The sequence below is a fragment of the Comamonas sp. Z3 genome (assembly GCF_008121565.1).
Classification (GTDB): domain Bacteria; phylum Pseudomonadota; class Gammaproteobacteria; order Burkholderiales; family Burkholderiaceae_C; genus Comamonas; species Comamonas brasiliensis.
Genome location: NZ_VOQU01000003.1, coordinates 365901 through 380957 on the forward strand (window position 1 = coordinate 365901; position 15057 = coordinate 380957).

General features: G+C 62.5%; 14 protein-coding genes and 1 tRNA gene. 6 read left to right on the forward strand and 9 right to left on the reverse strand.

Annotated features, from left to right (window positions below; genetic code table 11):
* Positions 1 to 35: 35 nt before the first annotated feature.
* Together FSY59_RS10190 and FSY59_RS10195 are read left to right on the forward strand one after the other, a co-directional pair.
* A complete protein-coding gene (locus FSY59_RS10190) occupies positions 36 to 785 on the forward strand; it encodes a response regulator (RefSeq protein WP_003059830.1) in 750 nt (249 codons plus the stop codon).
* Positions 785 to 2005, forward strand: coding sequence for an ATP-binding protein (locus tag FSY59_RS10195; RefSeq protein ID WP_148728905.1), 1221 nt, complete (start codon positions 785 to 787; stop codon positions 2003 to 2005). Before FSY59_RS10190 ends, FSY59_RS10195 begins: the two co-directional genes overlap by 1 nt.
* Before the next feature lie 54 nt (positions 2006 to 2059).
* Here the strand turns inward: FSY59_RS10195 and FSY59_RS10200 are convergent, their stop codons facing one another.
* The 3 genes from FSY59_RS10200 to FSY59_RS10210 are packed head-to-tail and all read right to left on the reverse strand — an operon-like array spanning position 2060 to position 5780.
* Complete coding sequence (locus FSY59_RS10200; protein ID WP_148728906.1) at positions 2060 to 3397, reverse strand: UDP-glucose/GDP-mannose dehydrogenase family protein; 1338 nt, start codon at positions 3395 to 3397, stop codon at positions 2060 to 2062.
* Entirely contained in the window at positions 3394 to 4404 is a 1011-nt protein-coding gene (locus FSY59_RS10205; RefSeq protein WP_003059821.1) for an NAD-dependent epimerase, read from the reverse strand. The genes FSY59_RS10200 and FSY59_RS10205 overlap by 4 nt, the downstream gene beginning before the upstream one ends.
* Complete coding sequence (locus tag FSY59_RS10210; protein WP_148728907.1) at positions 4401 to 5780, reverse strand: glycosyltransferase family 39 protein; 1380 nt, start codon at positions 5778 to 5780, stop codon at positions 4401 to 4403. Before FSY59_RS10210 ends, FSY59_RS10205 begins: the two co-directional genes overlap by 4 nt.
* 265 nt (positions 5781 to 6045) lie before the next feature.
* Between FSY59_RS10210 and FSY59_RS10215 the strand changes: the two genes are divergently transcribed.
* Positions 6046 to 7062, forward strand: coding sequence for a glycosyltransferase family 2 protein (locus FSY59_RS10215; protein WP_050873070.1), 1017 nt, complete (start codon positions 6046 to 6048; stop codon positions 7060 to 7062).
* A 32-nt stretch (positions 7063 to 7094) separates the two neighbouring features.
* On the forward strand, positions 7095 to 7994 hold the full coding sequence (locus FSY59_RS10220; protein ID WP_172671674.1) for a lysylphosphatidylglycerol synthase transmembrane domain-containing protein: 900 nt from the start codon (positions 7095 to 7097) through the stop codon (positions 7992 to 7994).
* On the opposite strand, the gene FSY59_RS10225 is transcribed toward FSY59_RS10220, so the two are convergent.
* Positions 7985 to 9289, reverse strand: a complete 1305-nt coding sequence (locus tag FSY59_RS10225) for an O-antigen ligase (protein WP_003059808.1) — start codon at positions 9287 to 9289, stop codon at positions 7985 to 7987. The genes FSY59_RS10220 and FSY59_RS10225 overlap by 10 nt on opposite strands.
* A gap of 75 nt (positions 9290 to 9364) precedes the next feature.
* Here FSY59_RS10225 and FSY59_RS10230 point away from each other — a divergent pair, with 75 nt between their 5' ends.
* On the forward strand, positions 9365 to 10129 hold the full coding sequence (locus FSY59_RS10230; protein ID WP_050873068.1) for a glycosyltransferase family 25 protein: 765 nt from the start codon (positions 9365 to 9367) through the stop codon (positions 10127 to 10129).
* Here the strand turns inward: FSY59_RS10230 and FSY59_RS10235 are convergent.
* From FSY59_RS10235 to radA, 5 genes are all read right to left on the reverse strand, one after another.
* The gene (locus FSY59_RS10235) at positions 10119 to 11204 is read right to left on the reverse strand and encodes a glycosyltransferase (protein ID WP_148728908.1); all 1086 of its coding nucleotides are present in this window, start codon (positions 11202 to 11204) and stop codon (positions 10119 to 10121) included. The two genes, FSY59_RS10230 and FSY59_RS10235, sit on opposite strands and share 11 nt — an antisense overlap.
* An 80-nt stretch (positions 11205 to 11284) precedes the next feature.
* Positions 11285 to 11494, reverse strand: a complete 210-nt coding sequence (locus FSY59_RS10240) for a zinc-finger domain-containing protein (protein WP_003059801.1) — start codon at positions 11492 to 11494, stop codon at positions 11285 to 11287.
* A 139-nt stretch (positions 11495 to 11633) separates the two neighbouring features.
* Positions 11634 to 12572, reverse strand: a complete 939-nt coding sequence (locus tag FSY59_RS10245; protein WP_003059799.1) for a branched-chain amino acid transaminase — start codon at positions 12570 to 12572, stop codon at positions 11634 to 11636.
* A gap of 81 nt (positions 12573 to 12653) precedes the next feature.
* Positions 12654 to 13109, reverse strand: coding sequence for a glycerate kinase (locus tag FSY59_RS10250; protein ID WP_148728909.1), 456 nt, complete (start codon positions 13107 to 13109; stop codon positions 12654 to 12656).
* Positions 13110 to 13289: 180 nt separating this feature from the next.
* A complete protein-coding gene (gene radA / locus FSY59_RS10255; RefSeq protein ID WP_003059793.1) occupies positions 13290 to 14675 on the reverse strand; it encodes a DNA repair protein RadA in 1386 nt (461 codons plus the stop codon).
* Positions 14676 to 14856: 181 nt separating this feature from the next.
* Between radA and FSY59_RS10260 the strand changes: the two genes are divergently transcribed.
* Positions 14857 to 14933 (forward strand) — tRNA-Met (locus FSY59_RS10260).
* Positions 14934 to 15057 lie beyond the last annotated feature (124 nt).

Below are 15057 nucleotides of genomic sequence, written 5' to 3' on the forward strand. Positions count from 1 at the left end.
AGCATGGTGCCTTGAAGAAATATCGAGGCGCGAGCATGACTACACTGCCCCCTATGAGCACGCACCAACTTCTAATGATTGAGGACGACGTTCGCCTGGCGCAAATGGTGAGCGATTATCTGGGCAATAACGGCCTGGAAGTGACCCATATGGCCGATGGCAAGAGCGGCCTGGAACAGCTGCAGCCCAGCGATGGCGGCTCGGTCGAGCTGCCCGATCTGGTGATCCTGGACCTGATGCTGCCGGATATGGACGGCCTTGAAGTCTGCCGCCGCATACGTTCCATGCCTGGTGCCCCCGCACAGGTCCCGGTGCTGATGCTGACCGCCAAGGGCGATCCCATGGACCGCATCATCGGCCTGGAGCTGGGCGCCGACGACTATCTGCCCAAGCCTTTCGAGCCGCGCGAGCTGCTGGCCCGCATTCGCGCCATCCTGCGCCGCAAAGGTGGCGAGAGCCAGGCGGCGCCCGCGAATGCCGTCATGCGCTTCGGCAGCCTGGAAATCGATCGTGATGCCCGGACCGTGTCGGTGGGCGAGCAGCAGGCCGATCTCACTTCCTACCAGTTCGATCTGCTGGTGGCGCTGGCCGAGCGCGCCGGTCGCGTGCTGACGCGCGACCAGATCATGGAAGCCGTGAGAGGGCGCGAACTGGAGGCCTTCGATCGTTCGATCGACGTGCATATGGGCCGCATCCGCGCCGCGATCGAGGCCGACCCCAAGGCTCCCAAGCGCATTCTCACGGTGCGCGGTGTGGGCTATGTTTTTGCCAAGCAACAAGACTGATGAAGCTGCTGCATGTCTTCTCTCAGCGCCTGTATCTGCGCATCTGGCTGGCCGTGGTGGTCGGTGTGGCCGTGCTCACGCTTTGCGTGGCCTGGGCCTGGAATATTGCCGAGGAACAGCGCGCGCAGAACAGCACCACACCGCCTTCGCGCGAGATGGTGCTCAAAGGCCCCGAGGGCGAGGTGGTGGTGGAGGGGCGTGGCAACCGCGTCTCCGGCTCGCCCGTAGATGGCGTGCGTTTTGAAATTGCCGCCAGGGACGGGCAGGTCTATGAGCTGTGGATGGCGCCGCGCGAGTGGCGTGAGGGTCGCCCTCCACCGCGTGATGGTGCCGTGGCCTTCTGGCTGCGGCCACCGTTCGGCTTTCTGTGGATGCTGGGCCTGGTCGGCGTGGCGGTGGTTGTGGGCGTGTTCCCCATCATTCGCCGCCTGCTCAAGCGTCTGGAAAATCTGCAGCGCGGCGTCAAGCGCTTCGGCGAGGGCGATCTGTCGGTGCGCGTGCCCGAGCACGGCCATGACGAGGTGGCCGATCTGGCACACCAGTTCAACGCCGCTGCCGCGCGCATCGAGACCTTGATGACCTCTCACAAGTCTCTGCTGGCCAATGCCTCGCATGAGCTGCGTTCGCCGCTGACGCGCATCCGCATGGGCCTGGAGTTCATGGGCGACGATCCGGCCAGTGCACGTGCCAAGGCCGAGATCCAGCGCAATATTGGCGAGTTGGACCAACTGGTCGACGAGATCCTGCTGGCCAGCCGGCTGGACTCCAGCGAGGTCGATGTGGGCACGGTGGAGTCGGTCGATCTGATCGGTCTGGCGGCCGAGGAATGCGCGCGCATCGATGCCGATCTGGACATGCAGACCGATGGTCCGCTGGAGGTGCAAGGTATTGCGAAACTGCTGCGCCGCGCCGTGCGCAATCTGCTGGAGAACGCGCGCCGCTACAGCGAGGGCGAGATCACGCTGTCCCTGTCCAGGCAGGACGATATGGCCGTGATTCGCGTCGAGGACCATGGCCCTGGCGTTCCCCAGGCGCAGCGTGAGCGTATTTTCGAAAAGTTCTATCGCCTGCCTGGCGCCAGCGAGCGCTCCGGCGGTGTGGGTCTGGGTCTGTCGCTGGTGCGGTCGATCGCCGAGCGGCATGGAGGGACTGTGCACTGCGAGGCACGCCAGGATGGCCGTAGCGGTGCGAGCTTTGTGATCTGTCTGCCGCTGGTCTGATCCGGCTCCCCCAGAAAAAAGCCCCGCAGATCTCGTCCTGCGGGGCTTTTTGTTTCAGTGCGGTGGCTGGGCGGGTCGGCCTATGGAGACATAGCCCAGGCCATGGCTGGCAGGTAGGGAAGGCTCGTAGAGATTGCGGCCGTCGAAAATCATTCTGTCGCGCAGCGTTGAGGCCAGCAGGTCAAAGTCCGGAGCGCGGAAGATCTGCCATTCAGTCACGATGGCCAGGCAGTCTGCATCCTTTACGGCAGCCAGAGGGCTATCTGCCAACTGCAGGTCGGCACGCTCGCCGTAGATCCGGTGGGCTTCCTTCATGGCCACGGGATCGTAGGCCTTCACCTTGGCGCCGGCAGCCCAGAGCGACTCCAGCAGATTGCGGCTGGGCGCTTCGCGCATATCGTCGGTATTGGGCTTGAAGGCCAGGCCCCAGACGGCGATGGTCTTGCCCTCAAGCTGGCCGTTGTAGAAGGCGTTGATACGCTCGAACAGCACATTGCGCTGGGCATGGTTACGGTCTTCTACGGCGTTGAGCAGCAGAGGCTCGAAATCGACTTCCCTGGCGGTGTGGATCAGCGCCTTCACATCCTTCGGAAAGCAGCTGCCGCCATAGCCCACGCCCGGGTAGATGAAGTGATAGCCAATGCGCGGGTCGCTGCCAATGCCGCGGCGCACGGCCTCCACATTGGCACCCAACTTTTCCGCCAGATTGGCGATTTCGTTCATGAAGCTTATCTTGGTCGCCAGCATGGCATTGGCCGCGTATTTGGTCAGCTCTGCGCTTCGGACATCCATCACCACGATCTTGTCGCGGTTGCGGTTGAAAGGCGCGTACAGCTCGCGCAGCTTGGTTTCGGAAGCCGGGTTGCCGGTGCCGATGATGATGCGGTCCGGGCGCTGGCAATCGCCCACGGCAGCCCCCTCCTTGAGGAACTCGGGGTTGGATACCACGTCGAACGCATGCTGCAGATTGCGTTGTGCAAGGCCTTCGGCGATCACGGCCGAGACCTTGTCCGCCGTGCCCACGGGCACGGTCGATTTGTTGATGACGATGCGCGGACCGTCCATGTGCTGGGCGATGGTGCGGGCCACGGCCAGCACATATTGCAGGTCGGCGCTGCCGTCTTCGTCGGGCGGCGTGCCCACGGCCAGAAAGATCAGCTCGCTGTGCGCCACGCCTTCGGCGGCATTGGTGGTGAACTGCAAACGGCCCAGTTGCTGATTGTTGATGACGAGTGCATCGAGGCCAGGTTCATGGATGGGGATCTGGCCGGCCTTGAGTGCCGCGACCTTCTTCTCATCCACATCCACGCAAAGCACCTGGTGGCCTACGTCGGCCAGTACGGCGCCTTGCACAAGACCGACATAGCCGGTACCAAAGACAGTAACTTTCATACGCGATAAAAAGAGCGATACCAATCCACAAAATTCTGCACGCCAGTGGCCACGGGCATGGCTGGCGAGAAGCCGACCCAGGCTTGCAGGGCTCGTGTGTCCGCCGATGTGCTGTGCATGTCTCCGGGCTGTATGGGCAGCATTTGCTTGCGAGCGGTAATTTGCAGGGCTCCCTCCAAGGCGGCGATGTAGTCCATCAGCACGGTGGGTGTGTTGTTGCCGATGTTGAAGATGCGATAAGGTGCAGTGCTGGTGCCAGGGTTGGGGTTCCGGCTGTCATAGCTGGCGTCGGGTGTGGCGGGCTTGTCCAGCACGCGCATGATGCCTTCGACGATATCGTCGATATAGGTGAAGTCGCGCACCAGCTTGCCTTCGCCATAGACATCGATGCTCTCGCCCGCCAGCATGGCCTTGGTGAACTTGAACAAGGCCATGTCGGGGCGGCCCCAGGGGCCATATACCGTGAAGAAGCGCAGACCTGTGGTGGGAATGCCGTACAGGTGCGCATAGCTATGGGCCATCAGCTCATTGGCCTTCTTGGTGGCTGCGTAGTAGCTGATGGGGTGGTCCACCGCATCGCTTTCGGCAAACGGCATCTTGGTGTTGCCACCATAGACGCTGGAGCTGCTGGCATAGACCAGATGCTCGATCTGGTGCTTGCGGCAGCCTTGCAGGACATTGCCAAAGCCCAGCAGATTCGAGTCGGTGTAGTCGTCGGGCTGATCGATGGAGTAGCGCACCCCGGCTTGTGCGGCCAGGTGCAGAACTTTGCCGGGGGCTACCTTGGCAAACAGGTCGGCCATCCCTTGCCGCTCCGCCAGATCGAGTTCCACGAAGCGGAAGTGGGCATGTGGGCGCAACTCGGCGAGGCGGGCATGCTTGAGCGCCACGTCGTAGTAGTTGTTGAGGTTGTCGATACCAACCACGGGCACACCTTGCTCAAGCAGCCGCTTGGCGCAATGCATGCCGATAAAGCCGGCACAGCCGGTGATCAGAACGGGATTCATGGGGCAATCCAGAGATATTGGTATTGCGCAGGTGTTGCGCTGGCAGGCATTTTCTCGAAAGGCATGCTCAGTGTCTGCAGCGCGGTTTTTGCCTGGGTGGTGAAGATGCCGTCCCACCAGCCCGCGACGGGCTTGTCGGCACGTGTGATCAACAGCAGGCCGCCTGCGGTATCGGCGCCGGCCTGAGACAGGCACTGCCTCAGCTGTGCGCCATCGGAGCAGCCCAGGGCGTAGGTTTGCGGGAACTGCGAATGCAGCATGGCCGCCATCATATGGTCCGAGCCGACGATGACGCCCTTGCCGTCATAACCGGCCTTGCGCAGTTCCTGGGCCAGTGTCTTGACCGGATGGTTGAGCTCGTCGGGATCGTTCTTGCGGCCGCCCTGCCAGGGGCGCAGCGTGGCCATGATCAGAAAGATCAGGGCAAAGGCGATGACGAAGACGGTGAACATGCGGCCCACGCCCTGTTCCAGCAGTGCAGGGCGCCAGACATACAGGGCCAAGGGTGCAATGGCCGTCAGAGGCAGCATCCAGCGCTGCTTGAAGTCCGTGACATCAGCTGCCAGCACCATGCCCAGCAGGCAGACGGCAATGACGAGCAGGTAGTTGCGCAGCAAAGGCCTGGCCCATTCCTGGCCCTGCAAAAACGCGTCGGTGCCTGGCTTCCAGAGTCTGGAGCGATAGCTGAGCACGGCGGCAATCAGCCACAGGCCCAAGGTGGAAAGCAGGGCCTTGAGCAGATTGCCCAGACCTTTCAGGTGCGAAGCCTCGGTGGAGATGGACATCTTCTGTACGGTCTCTGTGGTTGCCATGCCCCAGTGCGAGGCCAGCCAGAAGGCATGGGGCGCAAACACCAGCAAGCCCACCAGCGGAGCCAGCCACCAACCCCTGGCGAAGATGGCGCGACGTACCTGCGTCACCGACATGGAGGCCACGAACAAGGCGCCAATGAGCATGGCATAGCTGTATTTGGACAGCATGCCCAGACCGCAGAAGAGGCCGATCCATACAAAATTGATGACTTGCGGCTTTTGCACCTGGCGCAGTACCGCCCACCACAAGCCCATGGTCATGGCCGTCACCATCACCGTATGGGTCTGGTCGCGCAGCGAGTCCCAGCCGAAAGGCGGCATCAGCAGCAGACCTGCGGCCACCCACCACGCGCCTTTGCGATCGAGCAACTCCCGGCCCGCCAGCCAGGCCAGGCAGTAGGTCAGGGCGATCAGCAGATGTTTGAGCAGGGCCAGAGCCAGCACCGAGGGGCCGAGAATCTGGCAGACCGCCCATTGCATCCAGGTATACAGAGGCGGCTGCGGGCCATAGCCCAGATGCAATTGCTGGGCCCAGAGAATCTGTTCGGACTCGTCCCATTTCATGCCCGCGGAAATGCTGATGCGGGAAACGATATGGGCACAAACTAAAAGAGCCAGCCATATCCATGGCTTGGTATATAGGGCTTGCTGCCAGTCGGGGCGAATAGAAGTCGAGGAGTTTGATGCCATAGGATTTGGCGAGTGCACATGTTTTGATAGTGCGCACTTACGATTGCGCTTGGCTTTGCAGGCCAAACAATGGGCCTGGCGCAAATGGCACCTGGGGTATTCAGTTAGTATAGGTGACTGTTATCCAAAATCATTGAGCATGACGTCCGTGCACGATTCCAATCCCGAAGTTTCCATCGTTGTTCCTGTTTATAACGAGTTCGATAATCTGCCCGACCTGGTGGCCCGTATTGACGAGGCCATGCGCACCCAGCCGCTGAGCTACGAACTGATTGCGGTGGACGATGGCTCGACGGATGGCAGTGCCAGGCGTCTGCGCGAGCTGGCCGAGCAGCATCCCTGGGTGCGTGCCGTCTGTCTGGTACGCAACTACGGGCAGTCCAGCGCCCTGCAGGCCGGTTTTGACCGCGTGCGCGGCCGTTATGTGGTCACGCTGGATGCCGACCTGCAAAACGAACCCGGCGATATTCCGCTGTTGCTGGAGCGTCTGGAAAACGACCCCGATGTGGACATGATCTCGGGCTGGCGCAAGAACCGCCAGGACAAGGCGCTGTCGCGCCGTCTTCCCTCGGTGCTGGCCAACCGCCTGATTTCCAAATTCACCAATGTGCAGCTGCATGACTACGGCTGCGCATTGAAGGCCTACCGCCGCGAGATCATCGACCGCATTCGCCTTTACGGCGAAATGCACCGCTTCATTCCCTCGCTGGCGCGTGATGCCGGCGCGCGTATCACGGAGATTCCGGTGCGTCACCATGCACGCACGCGCGGTGTCTCCAAGTACGGCATAGATCGCACTTTCCGGGTGATTCTGGATCTGATCTTCATTGTCTTCTTCATGCGCTTTCGCCAGCGCCCGCTGCATGCCTTTGGCGGCATGGGACTGTGGATGGCCACGCCTGGCGTGCTGATTCTGCTGTGGCTGCTGGCGCAGAAGATCATGGGCGAATCGATTGGAGGCCGTCCCCTGTTGATGGCTGGGGTCATGCTGGTGCTGATGGGCATGCAGTTCATCGCGGCGGGTCTGATCGGCGAGCTGCTGACGCGTATCTATTACGAGTCGGGCAGCGGTCTCCAGTACTACGCCAAGGATTACGGCTCCGCCGGGTACAGGGCCGAAGACAAGGCAGTGAAAACCGAGACCACGCTCCTGTGAGCAAGACGCGTAAGGCGTTTGTCCGGGCCCTGATGGGCATCGCTTTGCTGGCCGCCGTTGTCTATTTCGCCAACCCCGTTCAGCTCTGGGGCCGGCTGCAGCAGGCCAACCCCTGGTGGCTGCTGGGAGGCTTCGGGATTTCCATCGCCTCCAATGTCGTCTCGGCATGGCGCTGGCGTGCCATGGCGCGGTGGCTGGGGGCCCAGATGCCGGTAGCTTCGAGCATGCGCTGGTACTTTCAGGCCATCGGCCTGAATGTGTTGCTGCCCGGCGCTGTGGTGGGCGGTGATGTCTATCGCGCTATAGCGCTGCAGAAGACCGGGCAGGCCAAGGCGGCCAGCAATCTCTCGGTGATTCTCGATAGGGTCAGCGGCCTGTGGATGCTGTGCGCGATCGGAGGTCTGGGTGCGGTGGCTTGCGCTTCCACGCTGGCTCCCTGGGTGCGCCTGAATACCGCTCTCTTCATCACGCTGCTGCTTGCCATCACCGTGATCTGGCTGCTGCTGCCCTGGGCCTTGCTGCAGGGTCTGCGCAGCAACTGGTTCAAGCTGCCCGGCGCTTGGCTGGAGCCTGTGCGCATGGCGGCCGACAGCCCCGACTTTCTGTCCCAGCTTTGGCTGCAAGCCGCATCCTCGGCCCTGGTGCAGTTGCTGTCCGCCGCAGCGCTGGCCTGTGGTGCCATGGCTCTGGGCCTGCATTTGCCGCCGGCTGCCTGGGGCTTCGTCATCGCCCCCATATTCCTGATGGCGGCACTGCCTGTGAGTGTGGGCGGCTGGGGCACCCGTGAAGCCGCAGCCGTTGCAGCGCTGGCTCCGTTCGGCGTGCCTGCGGTTCTGGCCGTCGGGGTCGGCCTCTTGTATGGTGTCTTTGCGCTGGGCCAGGGGGCTCTGGGAGCCCTGGCCCTGGGCTTGCCGGGCAGGGCTCAGGACTGAGCCGATGCGGGAGCCCGGGCTTCCAGTCTGCAGATACCGCCCCAGAGCACGGCCAGGCTGAAGATGTAGAACATGTTGCCGCTGTTGTGCGCAAAGAATACCTGGGTCCAGCCAAAGCCGAAGTAGGCCAGTGGCAGCAGGGTGGCTGCTGCACGCAGAGCCAGCAGCCTGGGGCGATGAGCCGCATCGGCACGTGCCAGACGGCGCGGCGTGGGCCAGAAAATGGCGGCAGGCACGGCATAGAACGCCAGCAGCAGGATCAGACCTGGCAGCCCGCGCTTGACCCACATGTCCAGGATTTCGTTGTGCGCATGCCCATACTCCATGACCGAGGGATGGGCCAGGCCTTGATCGACCATCTGCTTCTTGGCCGCAGGGTAGCCGGCCAGTCCCCAGCCGCTGAAGGGACGCTGCTCGATCAGATGAATCGCAAGCCGCCATTGCTCCAGGCGCTGGCCGACCGAGGTCACCGCATATTTCTGGGGGTCCTGCAGATACTGTGAGACTTCCCGGGCGGCTTCGGTGCTGCGCTGTTCCAGCTTTTGGTAGGCAGGCACTGCCACGATCAGCCCCAGCATGAGCATTGCTGCCGCAGCCAGGCTGGCCAGACGCTTGTAGCCGTTGAGCCAGGCCATCAGCCAGATGGCCGCGATCAGCAGCGGTATCACGACCCAGGAGCCGCGGGAGTCGGAAAGAAAGGACGCAAAGACACCGCATGCACCCAGCAGGCCCAGGGCAGCGGCGCGGGACTTGCTCCAGCGGCCCAGCACGGCCAGCGACAAGGTGGCAAAACCCAGGTACATGGCGATGCCGCCATACTGGATGGCGTTGGTAAAGCCGGTTACACGCGGCATCTTGAGCACGCCGGCCTGGTACACGGCAATGGCCAGGGCGCCTGCGCAGCCCAGAGCCAGGCCCCAGACAATGGCCGGGAGCCGGACACCCGATTTGCTCAGATACCAGAGGCTGAGAGCGGCCAAGGCATATTTCGCGCCGTAGCCCCAGCCTGCCGCCGAGAACCAGCGATCAAAGGACAGGCTCCAGAGCAGTCCCAGCACCAGCATCAGCCCCACCAGCACCAAGGTTTCACGCCGAGCAGGGCCTTTGGGGCGAGCAGCGACGGAACCGGCCAGCGCCAGAAGAGCCAGGGCCGTGGATCCGTAGGAATAGCCCGAAGGCACGCAAAGGCTCAGTGCAAAGAATGCAAAGCAGGCGGCATCCAGGGCATGAGAAAGGGCAGCCGCCCGCTTGCCGGGCTGGCCGGGTTGAGGCGCGACGGATGTAGGCACATTCATAGTTGTAATCGGGTTCTTCTGCGAGGCAGCGGGCTTCAACCTACACTGCAGGTCTTGTGTTCGGTGCAGAAGTGTATGTCGTCATTACCCATTGTCTTTATCAATTTGTCCAAGGACGCGGAGCGTCGCGAGCGCATGACTGCGCAGTTCGCGCAAATGGGGCTGGCGGCATCGCGCTTGCCTGCCGTGTGGTGGGCGGATCTGTCGCCGGCCGAGCAAAGACATTACTTCTGTGCCCCTCAAAGCCATGGTCGCTACTTCAAACCCCTGAGCAACGGAGAGAAGGGCTGCTACGCCAGCCATCTGCGGTCATGGCAGCAGCTATTGGATGGCGATGCGCCTGCCATGGTGGTCTTCGAGGACGATGTGCGGCTTCTGCCGGATTTGCCCCAGGCGCTGGCGGCGATCGAAGCCCTGCCCGCCGATGGCAGCTGGGACATGATCAAGCTCTATGGGCGCGAGCCGGAAAAGATAGCCAACCAGGGGCCGCTGGTAGAAGGGTCTTTGCAGCTGATCTCCTATCAGCGGGTGCCTAGCTTTGCCGCTGGTTACGTCATCAGCCGCTCCGGTGCCCGCAAGATGCTGGAGGCGCGTGTTCCCTTCGACCGGCCGGTGGATGTGGATATCCGCTTCTGGTTTGAAAACGACCTGCGTGTTTACGGTGTCTATCCCTCGGTCATTGCCCTGGACGACACCAGTGAGGTCAGCAGCATCTGGGCCCAGCAGGCAGCACCGACGAGCCGCCTGCAGAAAATGCGCAAATTCAAGATGAAGCTGGCATTGAACTGGGGCAATCTCCGGGCCGCAAAACCTCAGGTCTCGGCGGTGCTCAAGCCTTGACCGGCAGCAGTCCTTGATATTGGCCCCACATCTGCTCGCGTCCATAGTGGCTGAGTGCATGAGCACGCGCCGCCGAGCCCAGGCGCTGGGCCAGGGCAGGGTCCTGGAGCAGTCTTTGCAGTGCGTCCGCCATGGAGCCGGGGTCTGACTCCTGCACCCGCAGGCCGTTCACCTCGGGGGTGACGACTTCCCGGGCTCCGATGACGTCGGAGACGACGCAGGCACAGCCTGCAGCCATGCCCTCCACCAGCGCCAGAGGCATGCCTTCCCAATGTGTCGCCAGAACAAAGATCTGCGTCCTGGACAGTCGCTGGGGCAGGTCCGAGACATTGCCCAGGAAGCGAACCTGCTGCTCAAGTCCGAGCTCGGCCACCAGCCGCTCGGCTCTGGCCCTGAGCGAACTCTTGCCTGCGCCGGCCAGATAGAGTGTTGGAGTCAGGCCGCGCTGCCTGAGAGCGGCCATGGCCCTGATCAGCGTGTCGTGATCCTTCTGGCGCGCAAAGCGTGAAGCCATGTAAATCGCCGGCTCGCGCTCCTGCCAGTGCTGGGGCATGGCCTCTTGGGCAAAGCGCGTCAGATCGATGCCGTTGCAGATGGCAATGCATTTTTCGGCCGGGAAACCCCGCTCGACCAGGCTGGTCCTGACGCCTTCGGAGACGCCGATATGGGCCTGGGTGAACGGCTCCAGCGCCAGGGCCTGGCGCAGACGACGCGGCGTGTAGCGCTCGCGCGAGTTGTGTTCCACATGAAAGATATGCGCCACGCCTTCGGCCGCGGCCGCGCGACGGCCCCAGATATGGTCGCTGAAACCATGCGCGAACATCGCATCGGGCTTGAACGCGCGAATGATCTTGCGCAGCTCCCAGACGGTGAGTGCATGCAGCCAGTTGGACACCACGACGACCTGAAGGCCTTGCTGGCGCAGGACCTCGATCTTGCGTTCATCCGTGCTGGGCTTGCGGCGCAGCACCAGCAGAACCTCATGGCCGGGCGTGCGCAGCGCGGCCAGGCTCAGGTCCACGGCGACCTGGGTGGCGCCGGAGAAGCCTCCGGTAACAAAGTGAAGAATGCGCATGGCTCGCTATCGTGGCTCGCAAATGAAAAAAGCATCTGGTCGTTCGCTGGAGCGACCAGATGCCTTGGGGCTCGGGGGAATCAATGCCCGCCGGCAAACACCTCGCCGGCCTTGAGGCGGTAGGTCGTGCCGCAATAAGGGCACTTGGCGTCGCCGGTCTTGGCCACATCCAGGTAGACCTTGGGGTGGCTGTTCCACAGCTTCATATCGGCCTTGGGGCTGGGGCAGAACACGCCACCCTGGGCATTCAGGTCTTTGGCGGCCAGTTCGACGACGGCGTTCGTGGTCATTTCTCGTGTCTTTCGTGTTTTCAACAATGAAGCATGGCCGGCAATGCGGGCGCAACTGAGGTCAGAAGCACCGAGCAGGGGCCATCCCTGAGCGACGATGCGCCTCCCAAGGGGGAAGCGGAAAGCCGCTCAGGGGAATTCACACTCTGGTGAGCCAGTGTGCGTATTTGGGGTTGCGGCCGTTGACGATGTCGAAATAGGCCGTCTGGATTTTCTCGGTAATCGGGCCGCGGCGGCCTTCGCCGATCTGTATGCGGTCCACTTCGCGGATGGGCGTGACTTCCGCGGCGGTGCCGGTGAAGAACAGCTCGTCCGAGATGTACAACTCGTCACGGGTGATGCGCTTTTGCACCACTTCCAGGCCGAGGTCCTTGCAGATGTGCAGCACGGTGTTGCGGGTGATGCCGTTGAGTGCGCCGGCGGACAGGTCGGGGGTGTAGATCACGCCATCCTTGATCACAAAGATGTTTTCGCCCGATCCTTCGGAGACAAAGCCCGATGCGTCCAGCAGGATGGCCTCGTCGTAGCCGTCGTCCAGAGCCTCGGTATTGGCCAGGATGGAGTTGGTGTAGTTGCTCACCGCCTTGGCCTGGCTCATGGTGATGTTCACATGGTGGCGGGTGAAGCTGGAAATCTTGGTGCGGATGCCGCGCTGCATGCCTTCCTCGCCCAGATAGGCGCCCCAGGCCCAGGCCGCCACCATCAGATGGATGGTATTGCCCTTGGGCGAGACACCCAGCTTGCGGTCGCCAATCCAGGTCAGCGGGCGCAGATAGCAGGATTTGAGGCCGTTGGCCCTGACCACCTCGACCTGGGCCTGATTGACCTGCTCCTGGCTGAACGGGATCTGCATGCGCAGGATCTTGGCACTGTTGAACAGGCGCTTGGTGTGCTCTTCAAGGCGGAAGATGGCCGTGCCTTGCTCGGTTTCGTAGGCGCGCACGCCTTCAAAGGCGCCGCAGCCATAGTGCAGCGTGTGGGTCAGCACATGGATCTTGGCATCGCGCCACTCCACCAGCTGGCCATCCATCCAGATCTTTCCGTCGCGGTCGGACATCGAGGGAACAACAGGGCTCATAAAACCATCCTCTATGGGTTGTGTGTTCGGCGGGCGCTGCTGCCGGATAGGCGGCAGCGCTTGTCTCCTGAAGCTGCCATTTTAGGGGGAGGTCGACTCCGATGTCCGGGCTGTTGCTTGCGCAGCAGTCGGGTTCAGTTCTTCCTTGGGCTCGGGACGCTGCAGCTCCCATTTCATGAGACGGCCGGCGATGAACTCGCAGGTCACATGGGACTGCGAGCCATCGGTCCAGCGGTAGATCTCGGGGCTCTGGCCTTCTTCGGACAGGCGCTGGCCCAGGGAGCGGGTCATGGCCACCACATGGACCAGCGGGACCTTGGGCTTGAGCTTGGCATTGAGCATCACGGCGCTGCCCACATAGCCGATAGGCCGGTCCGACGCCTTCTTCATGATGGTCATCAGGCGCGTGAAGTGCAGCAGCCCCCACATGAGGATGCCGCCTGCCACGGCCGCCACGCCAGGCCAGCCCGCAGAGTTGTAGGCCGCGATCATCAGCACGATCAAGCCCAGGGGAACCAAAATATTGCGCAAATTCATGGGCTTATTGTCTTACGAGGGTATGGGTTTGAGGTTGCGGACAGTGCGTATGCCCGCACAGGCCGCTGTGACCAAGGGGTTTTCAAAAACAGTAGCTGCATGCGTATTTCAATCAACGATTTCAGATCATTTATTAGCTGATATCGATGACTGAAAGGCGCAAGCAGCTATCAAAATACATCAGCCAATGCCGCGCACGATGTTGATGGCCTCATCCACGCGCTCCACGGCATGAATGGTCAGGCCGGCGATGGGCTTCTTGGGAGCATTGGCCTTGGGAACCACTGCGATAGTGAATCCCAACTTTGCCGCCTCCTTGAGTCGCTCCTGACCGCGCGGTGCGGGGCGCACCTCGCCGGCCAGACCGACCTCGCCAAACGCGATAAAGCCCTTGGGCAGCGACTTGCCGCGCAGGCTGGAAGTGATTGCCAACATCACCGCCAGGTCGGCTGCCGGCTCGTTGATGCGCACGCCGCCCACGGCGTTGACGAAGACATCCTGGTCGGCGCAGGCCACGCCCGCATGGCGGTTGAGCACGGCCAGCAGCATGGCCAGCCGGTCGCGGTCCAGGCCGACCGAGAGGCGACGCGCAGCCGGACCGCCCTGGTCCACCAGGGCCTGGATCTCCACCAGCATGGGGCGCGTGCCCTCCAGCGTCACCAGCACGCAGCTGCCGGGCACGGGCTCGCTGTGCTGGCTCAGAAAGATGGCGCTGGGGTTGGTCACGCCCTTGAGGCCTTTTTCCGTCATCGCGAAGACACCGATCTCGTTGACGGCACCGAAGCGGTTCTTGATGGCGCGCACCAGGCGGAAGTTGCTGTGCGTGTCGCCTTCGAAATAGAGCACCGTGTCCACCATGTGCTCGAGCACGCGCGGGCCTGCCAGCGCGCCGTCCTTGGTCACATGGCCTACCAGAATGATGGTGATGCCCGTGGTCTTGGCCGCACGCGTGAGATGGGCCGCGCATTCGCGCACCTGGGCCACGGAGCCTGGAGCCGAGGAGAGCTGGTCCGAATATACGGTCTGTATCGAGTCGATGACCACCACGGCGGGCTGGGTGGCCTCCACGGTGGCCAGGATTTTCTCGAGCTGGATCTCGGCCAGCACATTGACCTGGCTGTTGTCCAGCCCGAGCCGGCGCGAGCGCAGCGCCACCTGGGCACCGCTTTCCTCGCCCGTCACATAGAGCGTGGGCAGGCCGATACGGTGCAATGCATCCATTGCCTGCAAAAGAAGTGTGGACTTACCTATGCCAGGGTCGCCGCCGATCAGTACCACGCCGCCTTCGACCACGCCGCCGCCCAGCACCCGGTCCAGTTCCTCGATGCCGCTGGGCGTGCGTGCCACATCCTGGGCCTCGATGGCCGACAGCGGGGTGACGGGCTGGGCATTGGCCAGACCTGCATAGCCCTGGGGCTGGCTCAGGCGGTTCTTGCCGCCCGAGGCGGAGTCGGCCACGGTCTCGACCAGGCTGTTCCAGGCGCCGCAGCCCGGGCATTTGCCCAGCCAGCGCGGGCTGGTGCCGCCACAGGCGTTGCAGGTGAAAGTGGTTTTCTCTTTGGCCATGGGCGGCAACTATACCGACTGGCCCGGGCCGCAAATGCTGCCGCCCATGCGGAGCGGGCGACAAATTTCAGAGCCAGTAACCATGAAAAGCGCGCGTTTATATAACTGCTCCGCATGACAGGCCGATTTAGGCTACAATTGCGACTATCGACACAGCAGCTGCTGTTGAGAAACAAATTACCGCGCGATGGAGCAGTCTGGTAGCTCGTTGGGCTCATAACCCAAAGGTCGGAGGTTCAAATCCTTCTCGCGCAACCAACAAAAAAGCCTTCTGGAAACAGAAGGCTTTTTTCGTGGTGCTCGCACTCAAACAGGCACATCCCACAAAGAGATGCCGAGCAGGTGCCGCCTCGCGGCCCCGCCGCCCCGGCGAAGGCATCGC

Coding starts and splice junctions, on each gene's coding strand:
- FSY59_RS10190 (WP_003059830.1), top strand. CDS start 36: ATGACTACACTGCCCCCTATGAGCACGCACCAACTTCTAATGATTGAG.
- FSY59_RS10195 (WP_148728905.1), top strand. CDS start 785: ATGAAGCTGCTGCATGTCTTCTCTCAGCGCCTGTATCTGCGCATCTGG.
- FSY59_RS10200 (WP_148728906.1), bottom strand. CDS start 3,397: ATGAAAGTTACTGTCTTTGGTACCGGCTATGTCGGTCTTGTGCAAGGC.
- FSY59_RS10205 (WP_003059821.1), bottom strand. CDS start 4,404: ATGAATCCCGTTCTGATCACCGGCTGTGCCGGCTTTATCGGCATGCAT.
- FSY59_RS10210 (WP_148728907.1), bottom strand. CDS start 5,780: ATGAAATGGGACGAGTCCGAACAGATTCTCTGGGCCCAGCAATTGCAT.
- FSY59_RS10215 (WP_050873070.1), top strand. CDS start 6,046: ATGACGTCCGTGCACGATTCCAATCCCGAAGTTTCCATCGTTGTTCCT.
- FSY59_RS10220 (WP_172671674.1), top strand. CDS start 7,095: ATGGGCATCGCTTTGCTGGCCGCCGTTGTCTATTTCGCCAACCCCGTT.
- FSY59_RS10225 (WP_003059808.1), bottom strand. CDS start 9,289: ATGAATGTGCCTACATCCGTCGCGCCTCAACCCGGCCAGCCCGGCAAG.
- FSY59_RS10230 (WP_050873068.1), top strand. CDS start 9,365: ATGTCGTCATTACCCATTGTCTTTATCAATTTGTCCAAGGACGCGGAG.
- FSY59_RS10235 (WP_148728908.1), bottom strand. CDS start 11,204: ATGCGCATTCTTCACTTTGTTACCGGAGGCTTCTCCGGCGCCACCCAG.
- FSY59_RS10240 (WP_003059801.1), bottom strand. CDS start 11,494: ATGACCACGAACGCCGTCGTCGAACTGGCCGCCAAAGACCTGAATGCC.
- FSY59_RS10245 (WP_003059799.1), bottom strand. CDS start 12,572: ATGAGCCCTGTTGTTCCCTCGATGTCCGACCGCGACGGAAAGATCTGG.
- FSY59_RS10250 (WP_148728909.1), bottom strand. CDS start 13,109: ATGAATTTGCGCAATATTTTGGTTCCCCTGGGCTTGATCGTGCTGATG.
- radA (WP_003059793.1), bottom strand. CDS start 14,675: ATGGCCAAAGAGAAAACCACTTTCACCTGCAACGCCTGTGGCGGCACC.